At 42.6% G+C, this 22,888-nt stretch carries 19 protein-coding genes and 1 tRNA gene; 17 read left to right on the top strand and 3 right to left on the bottom strand.

The window, feature by feature from the left end:
• From MKI85_RS15075 to MKI85_RS15020, 12 genes are all read left to right on the top strand, one after another.
• A partial coding sequence (locus tag MKI85_RS15075) for an EF-Tu C-terminal domain-related protein (protein WP_445585612.1) occupies window positions 1-76 on the top strand: 76 nt, incomplete at its 5' end.
• 49 nt (window positions 77-125) lie between these two features.
• Window positions 126-201 (top strand) — tRNA-Trp (locus tag MKI85_RS15070).
• A 75-nt stretch (window positions 202-276) separates the two neighbouring features.
• Window positions 277-717, top strand: coding sequence for a preprotein translocase subunit SecE (gene secE / locus MKI85_RS15065; protein WP_241628794.1), 441 nt, complete (start codon window positions 277-279; stop codon window positions 715-717).
• Window positions 718-724: 7 nt separating this feature from the next.
• Window positions 725-1,258, top strand: a complete 534-nt coding sequence (nusG, locus tag MKI85_RS15060; protein ID WP_116758815.1) for a transcription termination/antitermination protein NusG — start codon at window positions 725-727, stop codon at window positions 1,256-1,258.
• A 115-nt stretch (window positions 1,259-1,373) separates the two neighbouring features.
• A complete protein-coding gene (gene rplK, locus MKI85_RS15055) occupies window positions 1,374-1,802 on the top strand; it encodes a 50S ribosomal protein L11 (RefSeq protein WP_001074682.1) in 429 nt (142 codons plus the stop codon).
• A gap of 3 nt (window positions 1,803-1,805) precedes the next feature.
• The gene (gene rplA, locus MKI85_RS15050; RefSeq protein ID WP_016168446.1) at window positions 1,806-2,501 is read left to right on the top strand and encodes a 50S ribosomal protein L1; all 696 of its coding nucleotides are present in this window, start codon (window positions 1,806-1,808) and stop codon (window positions 2,499-2,501) included.
• Window positions 2,502-2,803: 302 nt separating this feature from the next.
• Window positions 2,804-3,310, top strand: a complete 507-nt coding sequence (gene rplJ, locus MKI85_RS15045; protein ID WP_010325732.1) for a 50S ribosomal protein L10 — start codon at window positions 2,804-2,806, stop codon at window positions 3,308-3,310.
• Window positions 3,311-3,358: 48 nt separating this feature from the next.
• A complete protein-coding gene (rplL, locus tag MKI85_RS15040; protein WP_241628792.1) occupies window positions 3,359-3,724 on the top strand; it encodes a 50S ribosomal protein L7/L12 in 366 nt (121 codons plus the stop codon).
• 306 nt (window positions 3,725-4,030) lie between these two features.
• Window positions 4,031-8,119 carry a DNA-directed RNA polymerase subunit beta gene (rpoB, locus tag MKI85_RS15035; RefSeq protein ID WP_241628790.1) on the top strand — a complete coding sequence of 1,363 codons (4,089 nt, stop codon included), beginning with the start codon at window positions 4,031-4,033 and terminating at the stop codon, window positions 8,117-8,119.
• Window positions 8,120-8,268: 149 nt separating this feature from the next.
• Window positions 8,269-12,468 (top strand): DNA-directed RNA polymerase subunit beta', encoded by a 4,200-nt coding sequence (gene rpoC / locus MKI85_RS15030; RefSeq protein ID WP_241628789.1) that lies wholly within the window; start codon window positions 8,269-8,271, stop codon window positions 12,466-12,468.
• A 145-nt stretch (window positions 12,469-12,613) separates the two neighbouring features.
• Complete coding sequence (locus MKI85_RS15025; RefSeq protein WP_241628787.1) at window positions 12,614-13,153, top strand: hypothetical protein; 540 nt, start codon at window positions 12,614-12,616, stop codon at window positions 13,151-13,153.
• A gap of 134 nt (window positions 13,154-13,287) precedes the next feature.
• On the top strand, window positions 13,288-13,647 hold the full coding sequence (locus MKI85_RS15020) for a DNA transfer protein p32 (RefSeq protein WP_241628785.1): 360 nt from the start codon (window positions 13,288-13,290) through the stop codon (window positions 13,645-13,647).
• Between the two features lie 49 nt (window positions 13,648-13,696).
• Here the strand turns inward: MKI85_RS15020 and MKI85_RS15015 are convergent, their stop codons facing one another.
• On the bottom strand, window positions 13,697-14,182 hold the full coding sequence (locus MKI85_RS15015; protein ID WP_241628783.1) for a DUF4442 domain-containing protein: 486 nt from the start codon (window positions 14,180-14,182) through the stop codon (window positions 13,697-13,699).
• 124 nt (window positions 14,183-14,306) lie between these two features.
• Between MKI85_RS15015 and MKI85_RS15010 the strand changes: the two genes are divergently transcribed.
• The 5 genes from MKI85_RS15010 (at window position 14,307) to htpG (ending at window position 20,121) form a co-directional block, all read left to right on the top strand.
• A complete protein-coding gene (locus MKI85_RS15010; RefSeq protein WP_241628781.1) occupies window positions 14,307-15,185 on the top strand; it encodes an alpha/beta fold hydrolase in 879 nt (292 codons plus the stop codon).
• Between the two features lie 108 nt (window positions 15,186-15,293).
• Window positions 15,294-16,661 carry a Na+/H+ antiporter family protein gene (locus MKI85_RS15005; protein ID WP_241628780.1) on the top strand — a complete coding sequence of 456 codons (1,368 nt, stop codon included), beginning with the start codon at window positions 15,294-15,296 and terminating at the stop codon, window positions 16,659-16,661.
• Between the two features lie 302 nt (window positions 16,662-16,963).
• Window positions 16,964-17,569 (top strand): OmpW/AlkL family protein, encoded by a 606-nt coding sequence (locus tag MKI85_RS15000; RefSeq protein ID WP_241628778.1) that lies wholly within the window; start codon window positions 16,964-16,966, stop codon window positions 17,567-17,569.
• A gap of 178 nt (window positions 17,570-17,747) precedes the next feature.
• Window positions 17,748-18,089, top strand: a complete 342-nt coding sequence (locus tag MKI85_RS14995) for a lysozyme inhibitor LprI family protein (RefSeq protein WP_241628776.1) — start codon at window positions 17,748-17,750, stop codon at window positions 18,087-18,089.
• 112 nt (window positions 18,090-18,201) lie between these two features.
• The gene (htpG, locus tag MKI85_RS14990; protein ID WP_241628774.1) at window positions 18,202-20,121 is read left to right on the top strand and encodes a molecular chaperone HtpG; all 1,920 of its coding nucleotides are present in this window, start codon (window positions 18,202-18,204) and stop codon (window positions 20,119-20,121) included.
• Between the two features lie 96 nt (window positions 20,122-20,217).
• Here htpG and MKI85_RS14985 read toward each other — a convergent pair whose 3' ends face one another.
• The gene (locus tag MKI85_RS14985; protein ID WP_241628772.1) at window positions 20,218-21,357 is read right to left on the bottom strand and encodes a hypothetical protein; all 1,140 of its coding nucleotides are present in this window, start codon (window positions 21,355-21,357) and stop codon (window positions 20,218-20,220) included.
• Between the two features lie 87 nt (window positions 21,358-21,444).
• A complete protein-coding gene (locus MKI85_RS14980; protein ID WP_241628771.1) occupies window positions 21,445-22,884 on the bottom strand; it encodes a hypothetical protein in 1,440 nt (479 codons plus the stop codon).
• Window positions 22,885-22,888 lie beyond the last annotated feature (4 nt).

Below are 22,888 nucleotides of genomic sequence, written 5' to 3'. Positions count from 1 at the left end.
CCCAGGTCTACGTTTTGCGATCCGTGAAGGTGGTCGTACAGTAGGTGCTGGTGTTGTTGCGAAAGTAACTGCATAATAAGTACATATGTTTTAAGTCGAGAATTTCGATTCTCGACTTACTCTGCAGGCTAGTAGTTCAATTGGTAGAGCGTCGGTCTCCAAAACCGAATGTTGGGGGTTCGAGTCCCTCCTAGCCTGCCACTTTTTTCATAAAAGAGCTTGATGCTGGCTAAACTAGTCATATAATAAATCGCGAATTCTACGACGAGTAAAAAAATGTCGAATGATAAATCGCGTGACGCATTAAGCGACGCGCCTATCCCCCAAAGAAATAATTCTGCTGAAGTTGTCAGTTCTGGCTCACCATTAGATGTTGTGCTGTGGATTATTGCATTGATTTTAATCATTGGTGCAACCATGGTAAATCAGCACTTGCCAGCATACTGGGCACCAGCAAATGATATTTGGGTGCGTGTTGGTGTAATTTTGTCTTGTATCGTTGTGGCTTTAGGTTTATTATACGCCACCCATCAAGGCAAAGGCTTTGTTCGTTTGCTAAAAGATGCGCGTATTGAGTTGCGTCGTGTCACATGGCCAACCAAGCAAGAGACGATGACCACCTCGTGGCAAGTTCTTGCAGTAGTCGTTGTTGCATCAATTTTATTGTGGTGTTTTGACTATATTTTGGGCTGGTTAATGAAGTTTATTATCGGGTAAGAGAGCTATGAAACGTTGGTACATTATTCATGCCTATTCAGGTTATGAAAAACAGGTGATGCGTTCACTTAATGATCGAATCCAGCGTAGCGCTGTAGCCGATAGCTTTGGTGAAGTCCTCGTTCCTACCGAAGAAGTGGTGGAAATGAAGGATGGTAAGAAACGTAAGTCTGAGCGTAAGTTCTTTCCTGGCTATGTATTAGTTGAAATGGAAATGAATGATGAAACTTGGCACATCGTAAAAGAGTGTCCTAAAGTTTTAGGTTTCATCGGTGGTACAGCAGAAAAACCTGCACCGATTACGCAAAAAGAAGCAGACGCGATTCTTGCTCGTGTACGCAATACTGGTGAAGCACCACGTCCTAAGACGATGTTTGAACCAGGCGAAGAATTACTCGTAATTGACGGTCCATTCACCGACTTTAAAGGCGTGGTGGAAGAAGTTCTATACGAAAAGTCGCGTTTAACGTTGACGATTAATGTATTTAATCGACCAACCCAAGTTGAATTGGAATTTCGTCAAGTCGAAAAGACGATTTAATCTGAATTGGTCAAAAACGCCCGATGTTTTGCGTCGGGCATTGTTGTTGTAGCGTTATCGCTACGTAAAAATATTGGGGAGCTGTAAAAGGCGTTCGTACCCAGAGGTAATTGAAATGGCTAAGAAGATTGACGGCTATATCAAGCTGCAAGTTCCAGCTGGTAAAGCAAATCCATCTCCACCAATTGGTCCTGCACTAGGTCAACGTGGTGTTAACATCATGGCATTCTGTAAAGAATTTAATGCTGCTACACAAAAAGTTGAACCAGGTCTTCCAATTCCTGTAGTGATTACTGTGTACAACGACAAGTCGTTCACATTCATCATGAAAACTCCACCTGCATCTATTCTTCTTAAGAAAGCTGCTGGTATCCAAAAGGGTTCTTCTGTACCTAACAAAACTAAAGTTGGTAAGTTGACTCGTGCTCAATTAGAAGAAATCGCGACTACTAAAGAACCAGATTTAACTGGTGCTGATTTAGACGCACGTGTTCGTACCATCGCTGGTTCTGCACGTTCTATGGGCTTGGAAGTGGAGCTATAAGACATGGCAAAGTTAACTAAACGTCAAAAAGCCATTGCTGCTGCTATTGAAGCAAACAAAGTTTACACTTTAGAAGAAGCAGTAGCTGTTCTTGCTGGTCTTCCTGCTGCGAAATTCAAAGAATCTTTGGATGTTGCGGTAAACCTAGGTGTTGATCCTCGTAAATCTGACCAAGTTGTTCGTGGCGCGACTACACTTCCTGCAGGTACTGGTAAAACTGTACGTGTTGCTGTGTTTGCTCAAGGCGCGGCTGCTGAAGCTGCTAAAGCTGAAGGCGCTGACATCGTTGGCTTTGATGACCTGGCTGAAAGCATTCAACAAGGTAACCTTGACTTTGATGTAGTGATTGCTGCTCCAGATGCAATGCGCGTTGTAGGTAAGTTAGGTACAATCCTTGGTCCACGTGGTTTGATGCCAAACCCGAAAGTGGGCACTGTAACTCCAGATGTTGCTGGTGCAGTTAAAAATGCTAAAGCTGGTCAAGCACGCTACCGTGTTGACAAAGCGGGTATTATCCACGCTGCGATCGGTCAAGTAGACTTCTCTGCTGAAGCTGTTCGTCAAAACGTTGAAACTTTAATTGCTGACTTGAAAAAATTAAAGCCAGCGACTTCTAAAGGCGTATACATCAAAAAGATCACTTTGAGCTCTACAATGGGTCCTGGTCTTACTATTGATGTAAACAACGTTTCTAACTAAGTTTTTACTTAGACAGAATTTTAAAGCCCTGAGTAATATTTGAAGCATTGCTTCAAATATTACGCAAGAGAAACCGGTTTCGGACTACTTGTAAACTTAGGCAAACTTTGAATTGGTAAATGTAGATTTATCAGCGTCAAAGACCTCAGGCGAGAGCAATTTCGATTGCTTTCTTAATTTTCCAGCCTGAGTAGACGCGGTGGTGTGATTTGTTCATCCTCCGCGTGTAAGTTCAGTGATGAGCTTGCGAATTGGGAGTGTACTTCGCGTAAGTACATAAATCACCGTTAGGAGGTTTTACAATGGCTCTTCTTATCGAAGGCAAAAAACAGATCGTTGCTGAAGTAACTGAAGTTGCTTCTACTGCGTTTGCTGCTGTTGTTGCTGACTACCAAGGTTTAACTGTTGAGCAATTAACCGCTCTTCGTGTTGAAGCTCGTAAGTTAGGTGTTGCTACACGTGTTGTACGTAATACTTTGGCTAAACGCGCTCTTCAAGATACTCCATTCAATATCTTGAACGACAACCTTGTTGGCCCAACAATTTTAGCTTTCTCAACTTCTGCAGATGATATGGGTGCTGCGGCACGCTTATTCGAAGAATTTGCGAAAACTAACAAAGCATTTGAACTTAAAGCTGCTGCATTTGAAGGCAAACTTTATCAAGGCGCAGAAGTTAGCGTTATCGCGAATCTTCCAAACCAAGAGAAAGCGCTTACTATGCTTGCAAACGTTCTTCAAGCTCCTATTTCGAAATTGGGTCGCTTACTTACAGCGCTTCAAGAGAAAAACGAGTCAGAAGCTGCATAAGCTCAAACTTAAACACACATCATTCAATATCCATTTGGAGTTACTCTCATGGCTTTAACAAACGAAGAAATCTTAAACGCAGTTGCTGAAAAAACTGTTCTTGAACTTGTTGAACTTATTTCTGCTTTCGAAGAAAAATTCAACGTATCTGCTGCTGCTGTAGCTGTAGCTGCTGGTCCTGCTGCTGCTGTAGCTGAAGAACAAACTGAATTCAACGTAGAGTTGACTTCTTTCGGCGCGAACAAAGTTGCTGTAATTAAAGCAGTTCGTGAAGCTACTGGCCTTGGTCTTAAAGAAGCTAAAGACATGGTTGAAGGCGCGCCAGCAGTTCTTAAAGAAGGCGTTTCTAAAGAAGAAGGCGAAGAGCTTAAGAAGAAACTTGAAGAAGCTGGTGCTACAGTTACTCTTAAGTAATCTTAAGGGGAGTCGATTTTTCATAATCGGCTCCACAAAATGGCTGATGGCTCTTGGGTCATCAGCCTTTTTGCGTTACAATAATCGGCTCGACTGTAATTTGATTGTCTTAAAAAGCATCAAATTTCAACAATAAAGATAAACATTAAACGCTTACCAATATTTTTCCATTTAAAAAATATTGTTAAGCGTTTTAATACCACTAAAAATTGCAGCATTTGTAAACAGTGGTGGCCATATCGGCCTGCGTAATTCCTTCTAAACCCGTTCTGCAGGCGGGTTTAGTTTACTTTCCGAGGACTCCAGATGGCATACTCATATACCGAAAAGAAACGGATCCGTAAGAATTTTGGTAAATTGCCTAGTGTTATGGATGCTCCGTACTTGCTTTCGATTCAAGTCGACTCGTACAGAACGTTCCTGCAAGATGGCAAATCACCAAAAAACCGCGAAGATATCGGTCTCCAAGCCGCATTTCGTTCAGTTTTTCCTATTGAAAGTTATTCTGGCAATGCTGCTCTAGAATTTGTTGAGTATAGCCTTGGTAAGCCTGAGTTTGACGTTCGCGAATGTATCCTTCGTGGGTCGACTTATGCTGCACCAATGCGCGTAAAAATTCGTTTGATCATCAAAGATCGTGAAACGAAATCAATCAAAGATGTGCGTGAGCAAGAAGTGTACATGGGTGAAATGCCACTCATGACCGATAACGGTACTTTCGTTATTAATGGTACTGAGCGTGTAATCGTTTCTCAGTTACACCGTTCTCCAGGCGTGTTCTTTGACCATGACAAGGGTAAAACTCACTCAAGCGGTAAAGTGCTTTATTCAGCACGTATTATCCCTTACCGTGGTTCATGGTTAGACTTTGAATTTGATGCGAAAGACTTAGTCTATGTACGTATTGACCGTCGTCGTAAATTACTTGCGACAGTGGTGCTTCGTGCATTGGATTACAGCAACGAACAAATTCTAGACTTGTTCTACGAGAAAGTACCTGTCTACTTAGACATGGGTAGCTACCAAATTGACCTTGTTCCAGAACGTCTGCGTGGCGAAATGGCGCAATTCGACATTGCTGATAATGACGGCAAAGTGATTGTTGAGCAAGGTAAGCGTATTAATGCGCGTCATGTACGTCAAATGGAAGCTGCTGGCTTAACCAAGCTCCCAGTTCCAGATGAATACTTGTACGAGCGTATCACTGCTGAAAACATCACACTACGTGATGGCGAAGTCATTGCTGCGAACACCCTATTAAGCCATGAAATTATGGTGAAATTGGCTGAAGGTGGCGTGAAACAGTTTAACATTCTGTTCACCAACGACATCGACCGTGGTTCATTTATCGCGGATACTTTACGTGCAGATACGACAACAGGACGCGAAGAAGCGCTTGTTGAAATCTACAAAGTAATGCGTCCAGGCGAGCCACCAACTAAAGAAGCGGCTGAAAACTTATTCAATAACTTGTTCTTCTCTTCTGAGCGTTATGATTTATCGCCAGTGGGTCGTATGAAGTTCAACCGTCGCTTAGGTCGTCCTTATGAAGTAGGTACAGACCAGAAGTCGCGTGAAGTTGAAGGTATTCTTTCGAATAGCGATATCACTGATGTATTAAAAACATTGGTTGAAATTCGTAACGGCAAAGGCGAAGTGGACGATATCGACCACTTGGGTAACCGTCGTGTTCGTTCTGTTGGTGAAATGACTGAAAACCAATTTCGTGTTGGTTTAGTTCGTGTTGAACGTGCAGTTAAAGAGCGTTTAAGCCAAGCAGAAACTGATAACTTGTCTCCACAAGACTTGATCAATGCGAAACCTGTAGCAGCTGCAATCAAAGAATTCTTTGGTTCTAGCCAGTTATCTCAGTTCATGGATCAAAACAATCCATTGTCTGAAATTACACATAAGCGTCGTGTATCAGCGCTTGGACCTGGTGGTTTAACACGTGAACGTGCGGGCTTTGAGGTACGTGACGTACATCAAACTCACTACGGTCGTGTATGTCCTATTGAAACGCCTGAAGGTCCAAACATTGGTTTGATCAACTCGCTTTCTGTTTATGCAAAATGTAATAACTTCGGTTTCTTGGAAACTCCATACCGTAAAGTTGTTGATGGTCATGTAACAAATGAAGTTGAATACTTATCTGCGATTGAAGAAGTAGGCACTGTTATTGCACAGGCCGACTCTGCTGTTGATGCCGATAATCATTTGACGGAAGAATTTGTTTCTGTACGTCACCAAGGTGATTTCGTACGTATGCCGCCTGAAAAAGTGACGCATATGGACGTTTCTGCTCAGCAGGTAGTATCTGTTGCTGCATCGCTAATTCCATTCCTTGAACACGATGATGCGAACCGTGCATTAATGGGTTCGAACATGCAACGTCAGGCTGTTCCGACATTACTGGCTGACAAGCCACTTGTTGGTACAGGTATGGAAGCAAACGTAGCACGTGACTCGGGTGTGTGTGTCATCGCAAACCGTGGCGGTGCAATTGAATACGTTGATGCTTCTCGTATCGTGATTCGTGTTAACGAAGAAGAAATGGTGGCTGGTGAAGCAGGTGTGGACATCTACAACCTGATCAAATACACCCGTTCTAACCAAAATACATGTATCAACCAAAACGTTGTTGTTCGTATGGGCGACAAAGTTGCGCGTGGTGACGTATTGGCTGATGGACCATCGACTGATGGTGGTGAGCTTGCGCTTGGTCAAAACATGCGCGTTGCGTTTATGACATGGAACGGTTACAACTACGAAGACTCGATCTTATTATCTGAGCGTGTACTTCAAGAAGACCGTTTGACTTCGATTCACATCCAAGAATTGTCATGTGTTGCACGTGATACTAAGTTGGGTGCAGAAGAAATTACAGCCGATATCCCGAACGTGGGTGAAGCTGCGCTTTCTAAACTGGATGAATCAGGTATTGTTTATATCGGTGCTGAAGTTGCTGCTGGCGACATCCTTGTTGGTAAAGTAACGCCTAAAGGTGAAACGCAATTAACACCAGAAGAAAAACTGCTTCGTGCAATCTTCGGTGAAAAAGCGGCTGACGTAAAAGACTCGTCTTTACGTGTTCCATCGGGTACGAAAGGTACAGTTATCGACGTTCAAGTCTTCACTCGTGATGGCTTGGAGAAAGATGAACGTGCACTTGCAATTGAAAAAGCTCAATTAGACGCTTACCGTAAAGACTTGAAAGAAGAATACAAAATCTTCGAAGAAGCTGCTCGTGAACGTGTTGTTCGCTTGTTGACTGGTCAAGAATCAAATGGCGGTGGTGGCACTAAGCGTGGCGACAAACTTTCTGAAGATATGTTGTCTGGCTTAGAGTTAGTTGACTTACTTGAAATCCAACCAAGCGATGAAGCAATTGCTGAACGTTTAACGCAAATTCAAGTGTTCTTGAAAGAGAAAAGCTTCGAAATTGACGAGAAGTTTGCTGAGAAAAAACGCAAACTTTCTACAGGTGATGAACTGACAACTGGCGTATTGAAAGTTGTGAAGGTCTATCTTGCAGTTAAACGTCGTATCCAGCCTGGTGATAAGATGGCGGGTCGTCACGGTAACAAGGGTGTTGTATCAAACATCTTACCAGTTGAAGACATGCCGCATGATGCCAATGGTGTACCAGTTGACATCGTATTGAACCCGTTGGGTGTACCGTCACGTATGAACGTGGGTCAGATCCTTGAAACTCACTTGGGTATGGCAGCGAAAGGCTTGGGTGAGCAAATTGATAAGATGCTCAAACAACAACGTGAAATTGCTGAGTTACGTATCTTCCTTGACAAGATCTACAATAAAGTAGGCGGTCAGCAAGAAGATCTAGACAGCTTGACTGATGATGAAATCTTGGTATTGGCGGGTAACTTACGCGCTGGTGTACCTTTAGCAACACCAGTATTTGATGGTGCTGAAGAAAGCCAAATCAAAGAGTTACTTGAACTTGCTGAAATTCCACGTTCTGGTCAAACGGTATTGTTTGATGGACGTACAGGTGAACGTTTCGACCGTCCTGTAACTGTAGGTTATATGTACATGCTCAAGTTGAACCACTTGGTTGATGACAAGATGCATGCACGTTCTACTGGCTCTTACTCATTAGTAACGCAACAGCCATTGGGTGGTAAAGCTCAGTTCGGTGGTCAGCGTTTCGGTGAGATGGAGGTCTGGGCACTTGAAGCTTACGGTGCAGCTTATACACTTCAAGAAATGCTCACTGTGAAGTCGGATGACGTTGAAGGTCGTACCCGTATCTATAAGAACATTGTAGATGGTAACCATTACATGGACCCAGGTATGCCTGAATCGTTCAACGTATTGACCAAAGAGATCCGTTCTTTAGGTATCAACATTGAACTGAAAAATGGTGACTAAGACTCTCCATTAAATCTCCCTAAATCCCTCTTTGAGAAAGAGGGACTTTCCCCCTTACAGAGGAGGGAGTAGGGGGATTAATCAGTTAAGAAACAATATTTGTGACCCAGTTGTGAAGTGAAAATCTCCACAACACACGGAGAAAAAAATTGAAAGACTTGCTCGATATCATGCGCAAAAAGACGGACTCAGACGGTCATGCTCCAGTTGAGTTTGATCGCATCCGTATTGGTCTTGCGTCACCAGAAATGATTAAGTCATGGTCTCACGGTGAAGTGAAAAAGCCTGAGACAATTAACTATCGTACGTTCAAGCCTGAACGTGATGGTTTATTCTGCGCCAAAATCTTTGGTCCAGTAAAAGATTACGAATGCTTGTGTGGTAAATACAAGCGTATGAAATACAAAGGCGTCATTTGTGAAAAATGTGGCGTTGAAGTAACAACTGCGAAAGTTCGTCGTGAGCGTATGGGTCACATCGAATTGGCTTCTCCAGTTGCACACATCTGGTTCTTGAAATCATTACCAAGCCGTATCGGTTTGTTACTTGATATGACGCTACGTGATATCGAACGCGTATTGTATTTCGAATCTTATGTTGTTACTGACCCAGGTATGACTCCATTTGAGAAATACCAACTTCTGAACGATGAAGAATACTTCAATGCGTTAGAAGAACACGGTGATGAATTCACTGCGAAAATGGGTGCAGAAGCGGTTCAAGACTTGCTTAAAGATATCGATCTTGAAGCTGAGATTTCTCGTCTTCGTGAAGAAATTCCACAAACAACTTCTGAAACGAAGTTGAAAAAAGCGTCTAAACGCTTGAAATTGATGGAAGCATTCAAAGAGTCGAACAACAAGCCAGAATGGATGGTGATGAACGTACTTCCAGTACTTCCACCAGATCTTCGTCCGTTGGTTCCTCTTGAAGGCGGTCGTTTCGCGACTTCTGACTTGAACGATCTTTACCGTCGTGTGATTAACCGTAACAACCGTTTGAAGCGTCTTCTTGACCTTGCTGCACCAGACATCATCGTACGTAACGAAAAACGTATGTTACAAGAGTCTGTCGATGCGTTACTGGATAACGGTCGTCGTGGTCGTGCAATTACCGGTTCGAACAAGCGTCCATTGAAATCTTTGGCAGACATGATCAAAGGTAAACAAGGTCGTTTCCGTCAAAACTTACTTGGTAAGCGTGTTGACTACTCTGGTCGTTCTGTAATTACCGTAGGTCCTAATTTACGTCTACACCAATGTGGTCTTCCGAAGAAAATGGCACTTGAGTTATTCAAGCCGTTTATTTTCGCGAAATTACAAGCATCTGGGCAAGCAACAACCATTAAAGCTGCGAAGAAAATGGTTGAGCGTGAAACGCCAGAAGTTTGGGACGTTCTTGCATCGGTAATCCGTCAACATCCAGTGATGTTGAACCGTGCGCCGACACTTCACCGTTTGGGTCTTCAAGCATTTGAACCGATCCTGATTGAAGGTAAAGCGATCCGTTTACACCCGCTCGTCTGTGCTGCGTTCAACGCCGACTTCGACGGTGACCAAATGGCGGTACACGTACCATTAACACTTGAAGCTCAATTAGAAGCTCGTGCGTTAATGATGTCGACCAACAACATCTTGTCACCAGCAAACGGTGAGCCAATTATCGTTCCTTCTCAGGACGTTGTATTGGGCTTGTATTACATCACGCGTGATGCAATCAACGCCAAAGGTGAAGGCATGGTGTTTGCGGATACTCACGAAGTAAACCGCGCATTGGCAACGGGTCAAGTTGCGTTACACGCTCGCGTTAAAGCACGTGTACACCAAACTGTGATTGATGAAAATGGTAACCGTGAACAGCAAACGATTGTTGTAGACACTACACCGGGTCGTTGCTTACTTTGGGAAGTTGTTCCTGAAGGTATGGATTTCCAACAAATTAACGTTGAGATGACCAAGAAAAATATCTCGAAGTTAATTAACTCTTGCTACCGTAAATTGGGTCTAAAAGATACCGTTATCTTTGCTGACCAATTGATGTACCTTGGTTTCCGTCAAGCGACACGTTCAGGCGTATCGGTTGGTATGGAAGACATGGTTATTCCACCAGCGAAATATTCAATTATTGAAAAAGCTGAAACTGAAGTTCGTGAAATTGAACAACAGTTTGAACAAGGCTTCGTAACTGCGGGTGAGCGTTACAACAAAGTTGTCGATATTTGGGCACGTACCAATGACCAAGTTGCGAAAGCAATGATGGACAACTTGTCTTACACCACTGTGAAAAACAAACAGGGTGAAGACGAGAAGCAAAAATCATTCAACAGCATCTACATGATGTCTGACTCAGGTGCCCGTGGTAGTGCTGCGCAGATTCGTCAGCTTGCAGGTATGCGTGGTTTGATGGCAAAACCGGATGGCTCGATCATTGAAACGCCAATTAAGGCGAACTTCCGTGAAGGCTTAACGGTACTTCAGTACTTTATTTCGACACACGGTGCGCGTAAAGGTTTGGCCGATACAGCATTGAAAACGGCGAACTCTGGTTACTTAACACGTCGTCTTGTAGACGTGGCACAAGACTTGGTTATTACTGAGCCTGACTGTGGTACTTTAGGTGGCCTAGTGATGACTCCGTTCATTCAGGGCGGTGACGTGATCGAGAACTTAGGTACTCGAGTATTGGGTCGTGTAGTTGCAGAAGACGTGAAGAAAGCGGGTTCTGACGAAGTTATTCTTCCACGTAATACTTTAATTGACGAAAAACTTGCTAACTTCCTTGAAGAAGCGGGTGTCGACGAAGTTAAAGTACGTTCAGTTGTTGCTTGTGAATCAACATTCGGTGTATGTGCGAAATGTTATGGTCGTGACCTTGCACGTGGTCATCAGGTGAATCCTGGTGAGTCTGTAGGTGTTATGGCTGCGCAATCGATTGGTGAGCCAGGTACACAGTTAACAATGCGTACCTTCCACGTGGGTGGTGCTGCGAGCCGAACTTCTGCTGCAAACAGTGTACAAGTGCGTAACAAAGGTTCTGTACGTTTCCACAACGTGAAAACTGTACAACATGCCAAAGGTCACTTGGTGTCTGTTTCACGTTCAGGTGAAATTGGTATTGCCGATGACTTAGGTCGTGAGCGTGAGCGTTATAAACTGCCATACGGTGCGTCAATCTTGGTGAAAGATGGCGAAGCTGTAGAAGCAGGCGGTATCGTGGCAACTTGGGATCCGCATACACATCCACTTGTTACCGAAGTTGCAGGTAAGATCCGTTTTAGCCAAATTGCGGATGGTGTAACAGCAACTTCTAAGACTGATGATGCAACAGGTATGACCACTGTTGAAATCTTGCCTGTAACTGCACGTCCTGCATCTGGTAAAGATTTACGCCCTGCAGTCGTTCTTGATACGACTGATGGTGGTGAACAGTTCTACTTCTTGCCACAAAACACGATTCTTTCTGTCCGTGATGGCGAAACAATTGGTGTGGGTGACGTTATTGGTCGTGTACCACAAGAATCTTCACGTACTCGTGATATTACTGGTGGTCTTCCACGCGTTGCGGACTTGTTCGAAGCACGTAAGCCGAAAGAGCATGCAATTTTGGCAGAAGTGTCAGGTGTTGTTAGCTTCGGTAAAGAGACCAAAGGTAAGAATCGTCTGGTGATTACGCCTGATGATGGTTCTGAGATTTACGAAGAACTGATTCCAAAATGGCGTACCATGAACGTGTTCGAAGGCGAACATGTGAACCGTGGTGAGACTGTTTCTGACGGTCCACAGAACCCACATGACATCTTACGCTTGAAAGGCGAAGTTGCCTTGACCAACTACATCGTGAACGAAGTTCAAGACGTTTATCGTCTACAAGGTGTAAAAATCAACGACAAGCACATTGAAGTGATTGTGCGTCAGATGCTACGTAAAGTTGATATCACTGACGGTGGCGATACTAGCTTCATCAAAGGCGAGCAAGTGGATTACATCCGTGTGATGCAAGAGAACCAAGCTGTTCTTGCGCAAAACAAGTTCCCTGCGAAGTTTGAACGTCAATTGATGGGTATTACTAAAGCGTCACTTTCTACTGACTCGTTCATCTCTGCTGCATCGTTCCAGGAAACCACACGTGTGTTAACTGAAGCGGCTGTAACAGGTAAAGAAGATGATTTACGTGGTTTGAAAGAGAACGTAGTTGTAGGCCGCTTGATTCCAGCAGGTACAGGTTTGGCTTATCACCTAGAGCGTCGTCGTCAAGAAGCAGAAGCTGCGGAGCTTGAGCTTCACAATGACTTCTCTGATGTAGACCAAGCGCTTAGCCAAGCATTTAATGATGAGTTTAACGGTCTTTAATTAGTCCTTAAACGCTGATGAAAAGCCACCTTCGGGTGGCTTTTTTACATTCTGAAGCAGAACCACTAAAAAAAATCACATAATGAAACCCATAAAGTTCTATGCTTAATCGTAAATCTATAATTAACCATAAGGTTTTAATAATATGAAATTTAATAATAAATTGATTTTAAGTGTGTTCGGAGTGATGGCGGCAGGTTCAGCATTCGCAGCACCAATGCCAAATACTATCGTCATAGAAGATAAAGCTGTAGTACCGATTGTGAAAACTCAAGTTATTCGCACCATGCCAGGCAAAGAACCAGTTAGAACAGTGAACGCGACCATTTTTGAAGTAACCAATAAAGGTAAGGATGTCGTTGCACGTGATGTCGTGATTGTGGATGACAAAGCTGAATTTTCAGATGAGAAGATGAAAGCACCGATGGTGCAAAAAGGCAGTGTAATTGTACCAACTTCAAAAATTGAAGTGGATTCCAAAGTAATGAGAGATGGTGAAGTGGTAGCCGAAGGAAAACAAGTCGATGCTTCGGGGGTACAGTTCAAGAAGGGGGAAGAACCTGTGCATAAAAATCTGAAAATTGATCAGATCAAAAATCCTGAGCACAGTAAAAGTGCCACCCATGCCGTGATTCAGAGTGATGGTAAAACCACCAAAGATGTGATGCTCATTAAAGATGAGTAGGTTTTATTGAACAGAATTGCTTGTTTTTACAAAATCCTCGTAATTTTACGGGGATTTTTTTATAAAACTCCATCATCACTCCTTATTGCTTCTGTAGGGTAGGCACTAAGACAATGGGAAATGGAGATACTCTCATGAAAAAATTAATGAATTTGGCCCTGGTCGCTACAGTTTCGGCATTTCTATTCACAGGGTGTAGCAATATGTCTGCATCGGAGCAGCGTGTGGGTGCAGCAGCCTTAGGTGGTGCTTTAGGCGGCGGTGTTGGTAGTAGCATTGGTGGCAGTACAGGTGCTGCGCTTGGTGCAGGTGCGGGTGCAGCTGTGGGGAGTAAATCTCAGAATGGTTCAACCAAAAATGCAACCTATAGTGGTGTAGGTGCTGGGGTGGGTGCGATTATTGGTAAATCGGTGTTTGGTGGTAGCACGGGCGCAGCAATTGGTGGTGCAATTGGTGCAGGTGCTGGCGCAGCACTGGAAAACAATAACCGTTAAGCGCGGCTGATGTGATTTAAAAAAGGCACTGAGAATTCAGCGCCTTTTTTTATTTTGGATCGGACTTCGATTTTTTGCGGCGAATGTAGACCGTTTTTTCTACTTCAGCAATTCTGACGCCAGCTTCATCATAAATATTGAGCTGGTAGACACGATTCACGGGAGAATAGTCTTCAGCCAGTGTTTTGATCTGTTTAATTTCATCAGTATCAATACGGATATCGGCGTATACGGTTCCACGTCCTGGGGCTAAGAACTGAATCTTGGCAGCTTTGTCCCAGACGATGTATTTTGAGCCAAGGTGATGCATCAGCAACAACATATAGAATGGGTCAATCATCGAATAGAGGCTACCCCCGAAATGTACACCGACAATATTCTGGTTCTTGTGTGTCAGGGGCATTTTGACTCGGATATGGTAGTTTGGAAAATCAATCTTTTCGACCTGAATCCCTGCACCACGGTAAGGGGCATAACGATTCAGGATGAATTTGGTGACGCTGGGGAAGTTTTGTAATCTTTTGAGAATACTCATAGTACAGAATAGGTATTTTTAATGCTTGTGTTCATCTTAACCTGACATCACAAAAATGCAAATCAACAGTCAGCAGTTCGTCTGATTGTAGAAAAAATATGATAAAACAAAAAGGAAATATCTCATGCAAGTACAAACACAATGGGTCACCACCACAGATCAGCAGCGCCTTTATGTGAAAGCATGGGGAGAGGTCAGTAATCCTGCATTGGTCTTGGTACATGGCTATCCAGATAATCAGGAAGTATGGGAGCCAGTCATTCAGTTTTTAGCTCAGCAATTTTATATCATCACCTATGATGTTAGAGGGGCAGGACAATCTTCCATACCGAAATCTATTCACGCTTATGCCTTGCCACAACTCTCGGCAGATTTACAGGCGGTAGTAGCCAATGTCATTCCAGAGCGTGACTTTCATTTGGCGGCGCATGATTGGGGTTCAATTCAGTCATGGGAGTCGGTGACTGATCAGCAGTTTGGTCAGCGAATTTTATCGTATAGCAGCATTTCTGGACCATGTTTAGACCATGCGGCGTATTGGATGCGTGAGCAATTTCAGCAACAGCCGCAACAGTTTCTCAAACAGTTGGGGAAATCATGGTACATCATGGCATTTCATCTCCCTTTACTGGCACCGACGATTTGGCGTTTTTTAAAGCCGCAACATTGGGGGCGAGTGCTACAAAAGCTGGAACAGGCGCAAGACTTGCCTTTAAATACCCATATTGCCAAAGATGGCCAGCATGGTGTGGGGTTGTATCGGGCAAACTTTCTGCCTCGACTGACTCAGCCACGACAACGCTTTGCACAATGTGCAGTACAAGCTATTGTGTTGAAAAGAGATAATTTTGTCAGTCCAGCCTTGATTGATGAAATGCCAAAATGGAGCCCTGACTTTCATCGAGTTGATTTGGAGGCCAATCACTGGGCAATTTTAAGTCAGCCAGAGCTAGTGGCATTTCATATTCAGAACTTTATCGAGCGCAATCATGTTGTCAGTTAAATTATGATTGCAGTTGCCAATCTTGTTCCTAGAGCAGTATGAGAAAGAGAGGTAATTTTCAGTTTTAACTCTGTTAGAATGCTTCTTTTTTTCTCATACTTGTTTGTTATGTTCGCAATTATTGCTGCTATTACAGTCATGTTCGGACTGTCTTTGGCTCGTGTTCCTGTTGTATTTGCATTGATTACCGGTGCAGTGACAGGAGGTTTGCTGGCTGGTTTAGGCTTGCAAGGGACGCTAGATGCTTTTAATAATGGGTTAGGAGGCGGGGCAAAAATCGCCTTAGCCTATGGCATATTGGGTGCATTTGCATTGGCTTTGGCACGTTCGGGTTTACCAGATTTACTGGCCTATAAACTCATCAAAACAGTGAAGAATGAAGCAGATCACAAAGCTCAAACCAAAGTGAAATATGTGATCTTTTTTACTGTGGCTTTAGCGGCAGTGTTTTCGCAGAACTTAATTCCTGTGCATATCGCATTTATTCCTGTGTTGATTCCACCTTTGTTAAGTGTATTTAACCACTTGAAATTAGACCGTCGTGCAGTTGCATGTCTTCTGACATTTGGTCTGGTGGCAACCTATATGTGCTTGCCTGTTGGTTTTGGTGCCATTTTCTTAAATGACATTTTGGCGCATAACATCAATACCTTTGGTAAGCCTTATGGTTTTTCCATTACCAATGAGCAAATTCCGCATGCGATGATTATTCCTGTATCGGGCATGTTCTTGGGTTTATTAACAGCTGTATTTTTTAGCTACCGTAAACCGCGTGTCTATGAAGATTTAGAAGTCGGAAATACCATTCACCGTATTTCATCGGATGTCAATCAAAGCCATGATGGTAAACCGCAAATCGCCCAATTTACCTTGTGGATGGCCGCATTTGCTGTGATTGCGACATTGGCGGTACAGCTGTATTCGGACTCCATGATTCTCGCGGGTCTGGTTGGGGTTGCTATTTTAAGCTGTGCGGGCATTTTCAAATGGAAAGAAGCGGATGATGTCATCATTAGTGGTATGCGCATGATGGCTTTAATTGGCTTTATTATGATTGCTGCACAGGGTTTTGCAGCGGTCATTGAAGCGACCAATCAGGTTCCTGCTTTGGTGGAAGCATCGGTAGAGTGGATTGGTAATAGCAAGGCATTTGCGGCTTTCCTTATGCTGATGATTGGCTTATTGATTACTTTAGGGATTGGTTCTTCTTTCTCTACCGTACCAATTTTAGCGATTATTTATGTACCGCTCTGTATTCAATTTGGTTTCAGTCCAGCAGCGACCATTGCCATTATTGGGACGGCTGCTGCGCTTGGTGATGCAGGTTCTCCAGCCTCCGATTCTACTTTAGGTCCAACCTCGGGTTTAAATATGGATGGTCAACACGATCACATGCGGGATAGCGTCGTGCCAACTTTTATACATTTTAATATTCCATTATTGGTGTTTGGCTGGATTGCCGCGATGGTACTTTAATTAAATTCTGAGTATTTTAATCTATTTTATTTTGATAAATTAATAGATATATTTAAAATGTATTTGGAATATATTTATAATAAAAACTTGAGTAATATGCTCTGGATATAATAATAAATATCTGATTAATATGGTTGGTTTTAAATACCAACCATATTGGTCAAATTAAAATAAATAACAATATTAATCAGATATTTAAAAATAAAATGTATTTATATTATTTAATAAGTGTTGCATATTAATAACAGACTTGTTTAATATTAATTAAGCGTTAAGATTTTTATTATAGAGGTTGCTTTAATATGTTAAAACAAGTTGCTCTTATTGCTTTAATGGGGATTTCTGCATCTGCGATGGCAGGTGGTTGGCAAGCAAAAGTAGGGGCATCTGCAATTGCTCCAACTCAAGATACAGCGGTTGCTGGTGTTGGTGTTGTAAAAGCAGAGAGTGAATTGGCATTTACCCCTTCAGTAGAGTACTTTTTTGGCGATTCTCCTATTTCTGCTGAATTATTATTGGCTGCTCCAGTCAACCATGATGTGTCAATTGAGGGTGAAAATGCAGTTAAAATTAAGCATTTGCCGCCAACACTAACTGTTAAATATAACTTTAAAAATTCAACCCGTTTTACACCTTATATTGGTGTCGGTGGTATGGCATTCATTGTATGGGATGAAGAAACTAAAGGTGCTCTTTCAGGTGCATCAGTGAAAGTCAAAGACGATTATGGTTTTGCTGGTCAAATTGGTTTTAATTACCAACCAGCCGATGCAAAAAACTGGGGCGTATTTGTAGATGCACGTTATGCACAAATTAGCCCAGAAGTTCGTGTAGAAAATACGCCAATTAAATTTGATTTAGATATTGATCCAATGGTTTACACCATCGGTTATAGCTATAAATTCTAAGCAATAAAAATAAGAATAATAATAACAGCGCTAAAACCTCATCATTTGATGGGGTTTTTTTCTACCTGATTTTTCTGTGGTTAAGACAACAATCACTCACCAAGTAGATGCAAAATATTACATTTTAAGCTTATGATTTTGTTTAAATTGAATGGTAAAAATAAAGTTTAGAAAGCATATGTCAATTTTAAGAATAATTTTACTTGTTGTCGGGTTAACCCCTTTAAGTTCATTTGCAGCCAGTTTTGACTGTTCGCGTGCTGAAACATTGACCGAACATCAGATTTGTACTCAGCCTAGTCTTAATGATGCAGATGTCAAGATGGCAACGACCTATCACATTTTAAAACGTTTGGTTCCAATGGGGACACGCTCAATGATTCGGGATGAACAGGTGAAATGGTTACGTTTACGCAATCAGTGTCGCGACAATTCAGGCTGTTTAAGTGATGTTTATGCCATGCGCCAACAACGGCTAGATTTATATTTGCAGCAGATTTATCTACGTGGGCCTTATTAAAAATTGATAACTGCTGAAAAAAAGCGCGATTGCTATTGAAAAATCATTGAGTCACTCCAATTCATAAAGCATCTGATAAAAACACTGTGTGAATGAATTCGAGGAAGGTTGTATGAGCGAACACAATACACAAAAACATAGCTTTCAGGCTGAAGTGGCACAATTACTCCATTTGGTGACTCACTCACTTTATTCAAACCCAGAAATCTTTTTGCGTGAGTTAATTTCGAATGCTTCAGATGCCTGCGATAAATTACGCTTTGAAGGGATTAATCATCCTGAGTTTTACGAAAATGATCCGAACTTACATGTCCGCGTGATTTTGGATAAAGAAAACAAAACCCTGACCATTTCAGATAACGGAATTGGTCTAACGCAACAAGAAGCGATTGATAATCTCGGTACTATTGCCAAGTCGGGCACCAAAGACTTCATGTCGAAGCTCACAGGGGATCAAAAAGCCGATGCACAATTAATTGGTCAGTTTGGGGTGGGTTTCTATTCGGGCTTTATTGTGGCGGATAAGATCACGGTTGAATCACGTCATGCAGGTACGCCTGAGAGTGAAGCGGTGCGCTGGATTAGTGGCGGTACAGGTGATTTTGAAGTTGAACAAATTGCAAAGGCAACCCGTGGTACAGACATTATTCTGCACTTACGTGAAGATGCTTTGGACTATTTAGAAAGCTATAAAGTTAAGCAAATCATCAATAAATACTCAGACCATATCAGCTTGCCAATTGAAATGCAGAAAGAAATTTGGCAGGAAGAAGAAGTAGCCGAAGGTGAAACACCGAAAGGCGGGAAGATGGTCAAAACCGATGAGTGGGAAGCGATTAACTCGGCGAGTGCCTTATGGACCCGCAGCAAAAGTGAAGTCACTGAAGAGCAGTATATCGAATTCTATAAGAACTTAAGCCATGATTTTGATGCACCATTGGCATGGGCACATAATCGTGTCGAAGGCAGTACTGAATATACGCAGTTGTTGTACATTCCAAGCAAAGCACCGCATGACATTTTCACGCGTGAAGCCAAGGCAGGCATCAAGCTGTATGTGAAGCGTGTCTTTATTATGGATGATGCGGATAATTTAATTCCAAACTATCTCCGCTTTGTACAAGGTGTGGTGGATAGTGCAGATTTACCGCTGAATGTTAGCCGTGAATTGTTGCAAGAGAGCCGTGATGTTAAAACCATTCGCGAAGGCAATGCGCGTCGTATTTTAACGGTGCTGGATGGTTTGGCGAAGTCGGAAGATGCACAAGATCAAGAGAAATTCAAAACTTTCTATGCTGAATTTGGTTCGGTCTTGAAAGAAGGTTTGGGTGAAGACTTTGGTAACCGCGAGCGTATCTTAAAGTTATTACGTTTTGCGACGTCGACGAATGATGAGATCGGCACTTCTTTGGCAGACTACAAAGCGCGCATGAAAGAAGGGCAGAAAGCCATTTATTACGTGACTGCGGACAGTTTGAATGCTGCGAAGAACTCGCCACAATTAGAGCTGTTCAAGAAAAAAGGCATTGAAGTGTTATTGATGGCTGACCGTGTAGATGAATGGGCAATGAATTTTGTTCAGGACTTCGATGGTACGCCAATGCAAAATGTATCTAAAGGCGCAGTCGATTTAGGCGACTTGCAAGATGCTGAAGAGAAGAAAGCACTTGAGGCTGCCGCAGAGCAATTTAAACCTGTGGTGGATAAATTATCCGATGCCTTAAAAGCCAAAACCAAAGAAGTTCGCGTGACCACACGTTTGGTGGACTCACCTGCATGTTTGGTGACCAGTGAAGGCGAGCTTTCTCCACAATTGATTCGTATGTTGAAACAAGCAGGTCAAGCGGTACCTGAAAGTAAGCCAATTCTGGAAATTAACCCAGAGCATCCTTTGGTGAAAAAACTCGATGGTAGCAACCATTTTGAAGATCTTGCCAATGTGATTTTTGATCAGGCCGTGATTGCAGAAGGTGGGTTACCAGAAAATCCTGCTGAATATGTGAAGCGTATTAATCAGTTACTGCTTAAATAAGACTAGAACTGATGCATAAAGGCAACCTGTTCGAGGTTGCCTTTTTTATTGGATGACTACTGGTGTGGATAAATGCGAAGTTATCCACAAGCGCACTTAAAACAGTGCTTCTAAACGGATCAGTGTACTGAAATAGTGATCTCGGTCAGCACGGTGATCGTTGTAGTAATTGAGATCGGTTTGCACATAGAACCATTCACGCCACAGAGGTTGACGCCAAGAGACAAAAGGTCCCCAGCTGTTTAGACGTAAATCTGAATTATCTAGATAGCCACCTGTATAGAGTCCATAGTTAAATTGATTACCTTGAAAGAATTGATGTTGGCGGAAGGCATAGTTATCCCAAATGAAATCATCTTTTTGCACATCGGCATAGGTGAGGCTGAATTGGTCACTTAAAAAGGCTTCATCGGGACGTGCATGCGTCAATTCCAAGTTGGTTCTTAGATAGTTCTCGCTATCGATACCGTAACGGTAAATTTGTTCTGCGTGAAAGAAGAAGTCATTCTCTAGCGTCCAATCTTTTTCTGCTTTCAAACGCATGTAAATGTCATCGCCTGAACGTAGACCGATATCAAAGTCAGTTTCAAAGGGTAAGCGTTTGGAAATATCTGACCAACGAAGGGCAAAGGAGCTATTGGCATCACGGTTTTGACGACGGTCATAGGCTTTGTCATTGTCTGGGCTAGGCGGATTTTCATTGGTAATGGCGACATTATTCGGTAATTCGTTATCCAGAGAGTCATCCCCGAAGACCAGACTGAGTCTCTTTTCTAAATTGGGTAAACTGATTTTCCCGCGAATACGCGGTTTAATGTCGTATTCATCGTATTTATTCCAGCGGTTATCAATTAATACCCTTAAGGTAGCAGATGCAGGCGTGTCGGTATTATCATTCCCAAACCAGCCATCGATGTTCTGCGAAGTATCATCCGCCCAATTACGAATTTGCTTTTGCTTACGGTCAATCCAAGTTTGGTTTTCCGTGGCAACAGTCGATGGCACGATTTGTTCATCTGACTGTTCAGGCAGCACGGTAGGTGTGGAATCAATCCAACGAGGAATGGTATAGAACAAGCTCTCCTCAGGAGGCGGTGCCTGTTCGATGGTATAAGGAGGTGAAGCTGGGGTGGCTTCTTGTACTTCACTTGTATTTGCCCAGCTTGAGGTTTGCCCCATCCCCAAGGCAACCATCAAAACAAGTGGCTGGGTAAAAGTTGTTCTGATTGTAGGCATTATCATGATCTTTTATTCTAAATTTACTTCACAAGTTTGGTGAATTTTAGGGATGAAAATCAAGCTTTTGCTACAAAATAAAATAAATTAACTGCTGATGTGCTTTTCAATCGCATCATGCAATTTTGATGCTGAAATGGGCTGTGGCAGCGTCTGAATAATGCTTTGAATCAATTGCCATGAAACCCCTTGATTTCGATCCAGCAGAATAAACGGGTAGGCAATATCTTCATGCGATAACTGTAGTCGCGCATGACCATGAATGATTCGAATTTTCTGGCGTTCTTTCAGGAGTATTAAAGGCGTCGCATAATTTGCTGGTGATTCATCAAAGGCAATAAATTTTTGCTTTTGCACGCATTTCGCAGGAATAAACGGATGATAATTTTCTGTGTTCCAGACCAATTGTGCCTGCTCATGATATAACTCAAACAACTGTTCAGTGGTCTTGCACTGTTTCAGTTTTTGTTCATTCGGCAGTAGCTTTAATGCTGAAATTTCATAGGCATAATGCTGGCTAACAACGTTGCCTAAGCGAATGGCATGTAACTGATCTTCGGCACCTAGAATGGCAAGATATTTAACAAAGCGACCCTGTGCATTGACTTGTTCAGCCAAATATACAGGTTGATTGACATATTGTTCTAAAGCAGAGGCGGAAATCATCAATTCCAATAGTGGCATTAATTCAGGCACATTTTCCACGGTTAAACAGCAAAGTTTATATTCTTGCGCCTGCGGAAACTGTAATGCGGTTAAACGACATTTCCATTGTCCAAGTTCGACCACTTGTGGCAGGATTTGTTTTGGATCCGTGGTATTTAATAAGCTACGAATGTCTGCAGATGTGACCGCTGGTTTTGATTGATGCTGTAGACGGTGAGAATGCTCAGTCTGTGGCAATAATTGAGTCTTCCCTGCGGAGTCTGGCGAAAAAGGAGTTTGCTGGGTTTGTTCAGACAGAACAGCGTTTGAAAACTCGGAAATGCGGTGTTGCGGTGTACTATTCGCTATCCGCTTTTTACTCATTTTAAAACTTTTTGTATTTTCTACAGCTTCTACACTCAGTTCAGCATCAGTTTTAAGTCCATGGTAAATTTCCTGTTGCTCTAACATCCATTCATAATTTTGTTCGAGTCCATCCCAATCGCTAATGAGCGCCGCACGACGAGGGGCAGGAATATACCAGATCTGATAGCCTAAATCTGCTTGATATAAAATGGCCCAGCCCATTTCAGAATGTTGTTCCAGCGTGCGTTCTAACTCATGATCGGTCAGGAAAACGCCTCGAAAAGACTTGGCATACATCGATTGATTTGCAAACTCATGAGCGGTTAACTCAGGCTGCATCTGACATTTGAAATTTAAAATCTGTTTTTTAAAAATAGGTTCATCACAACTTAAAAAGATTTCTTTTAGACGACTTTTAGATTTAGCAATCTCAAAAAAAGATAATGCACGTTGATCTAAGCCATAAATAAGACTTTGTAATTCCTTGGCTAATTGAGCTTTTTCTAAAACATTCATAGTC

It is taken from the genome of Acinetobacter zhairuonensis (assembly GCF_022601715.1).
Taxonomy (GTDB): domain Bacteria; phylum Pseudomonadota; class Gammaproteobacteria; order Pseudomonadales; family Moraxellaceae; genus Acinetobacter.
The sequence above is the reverse complement of the archived record's forward strand: the minus strand, read 5'-3'. Positions and strand labels throughout refer to the sequence as shown.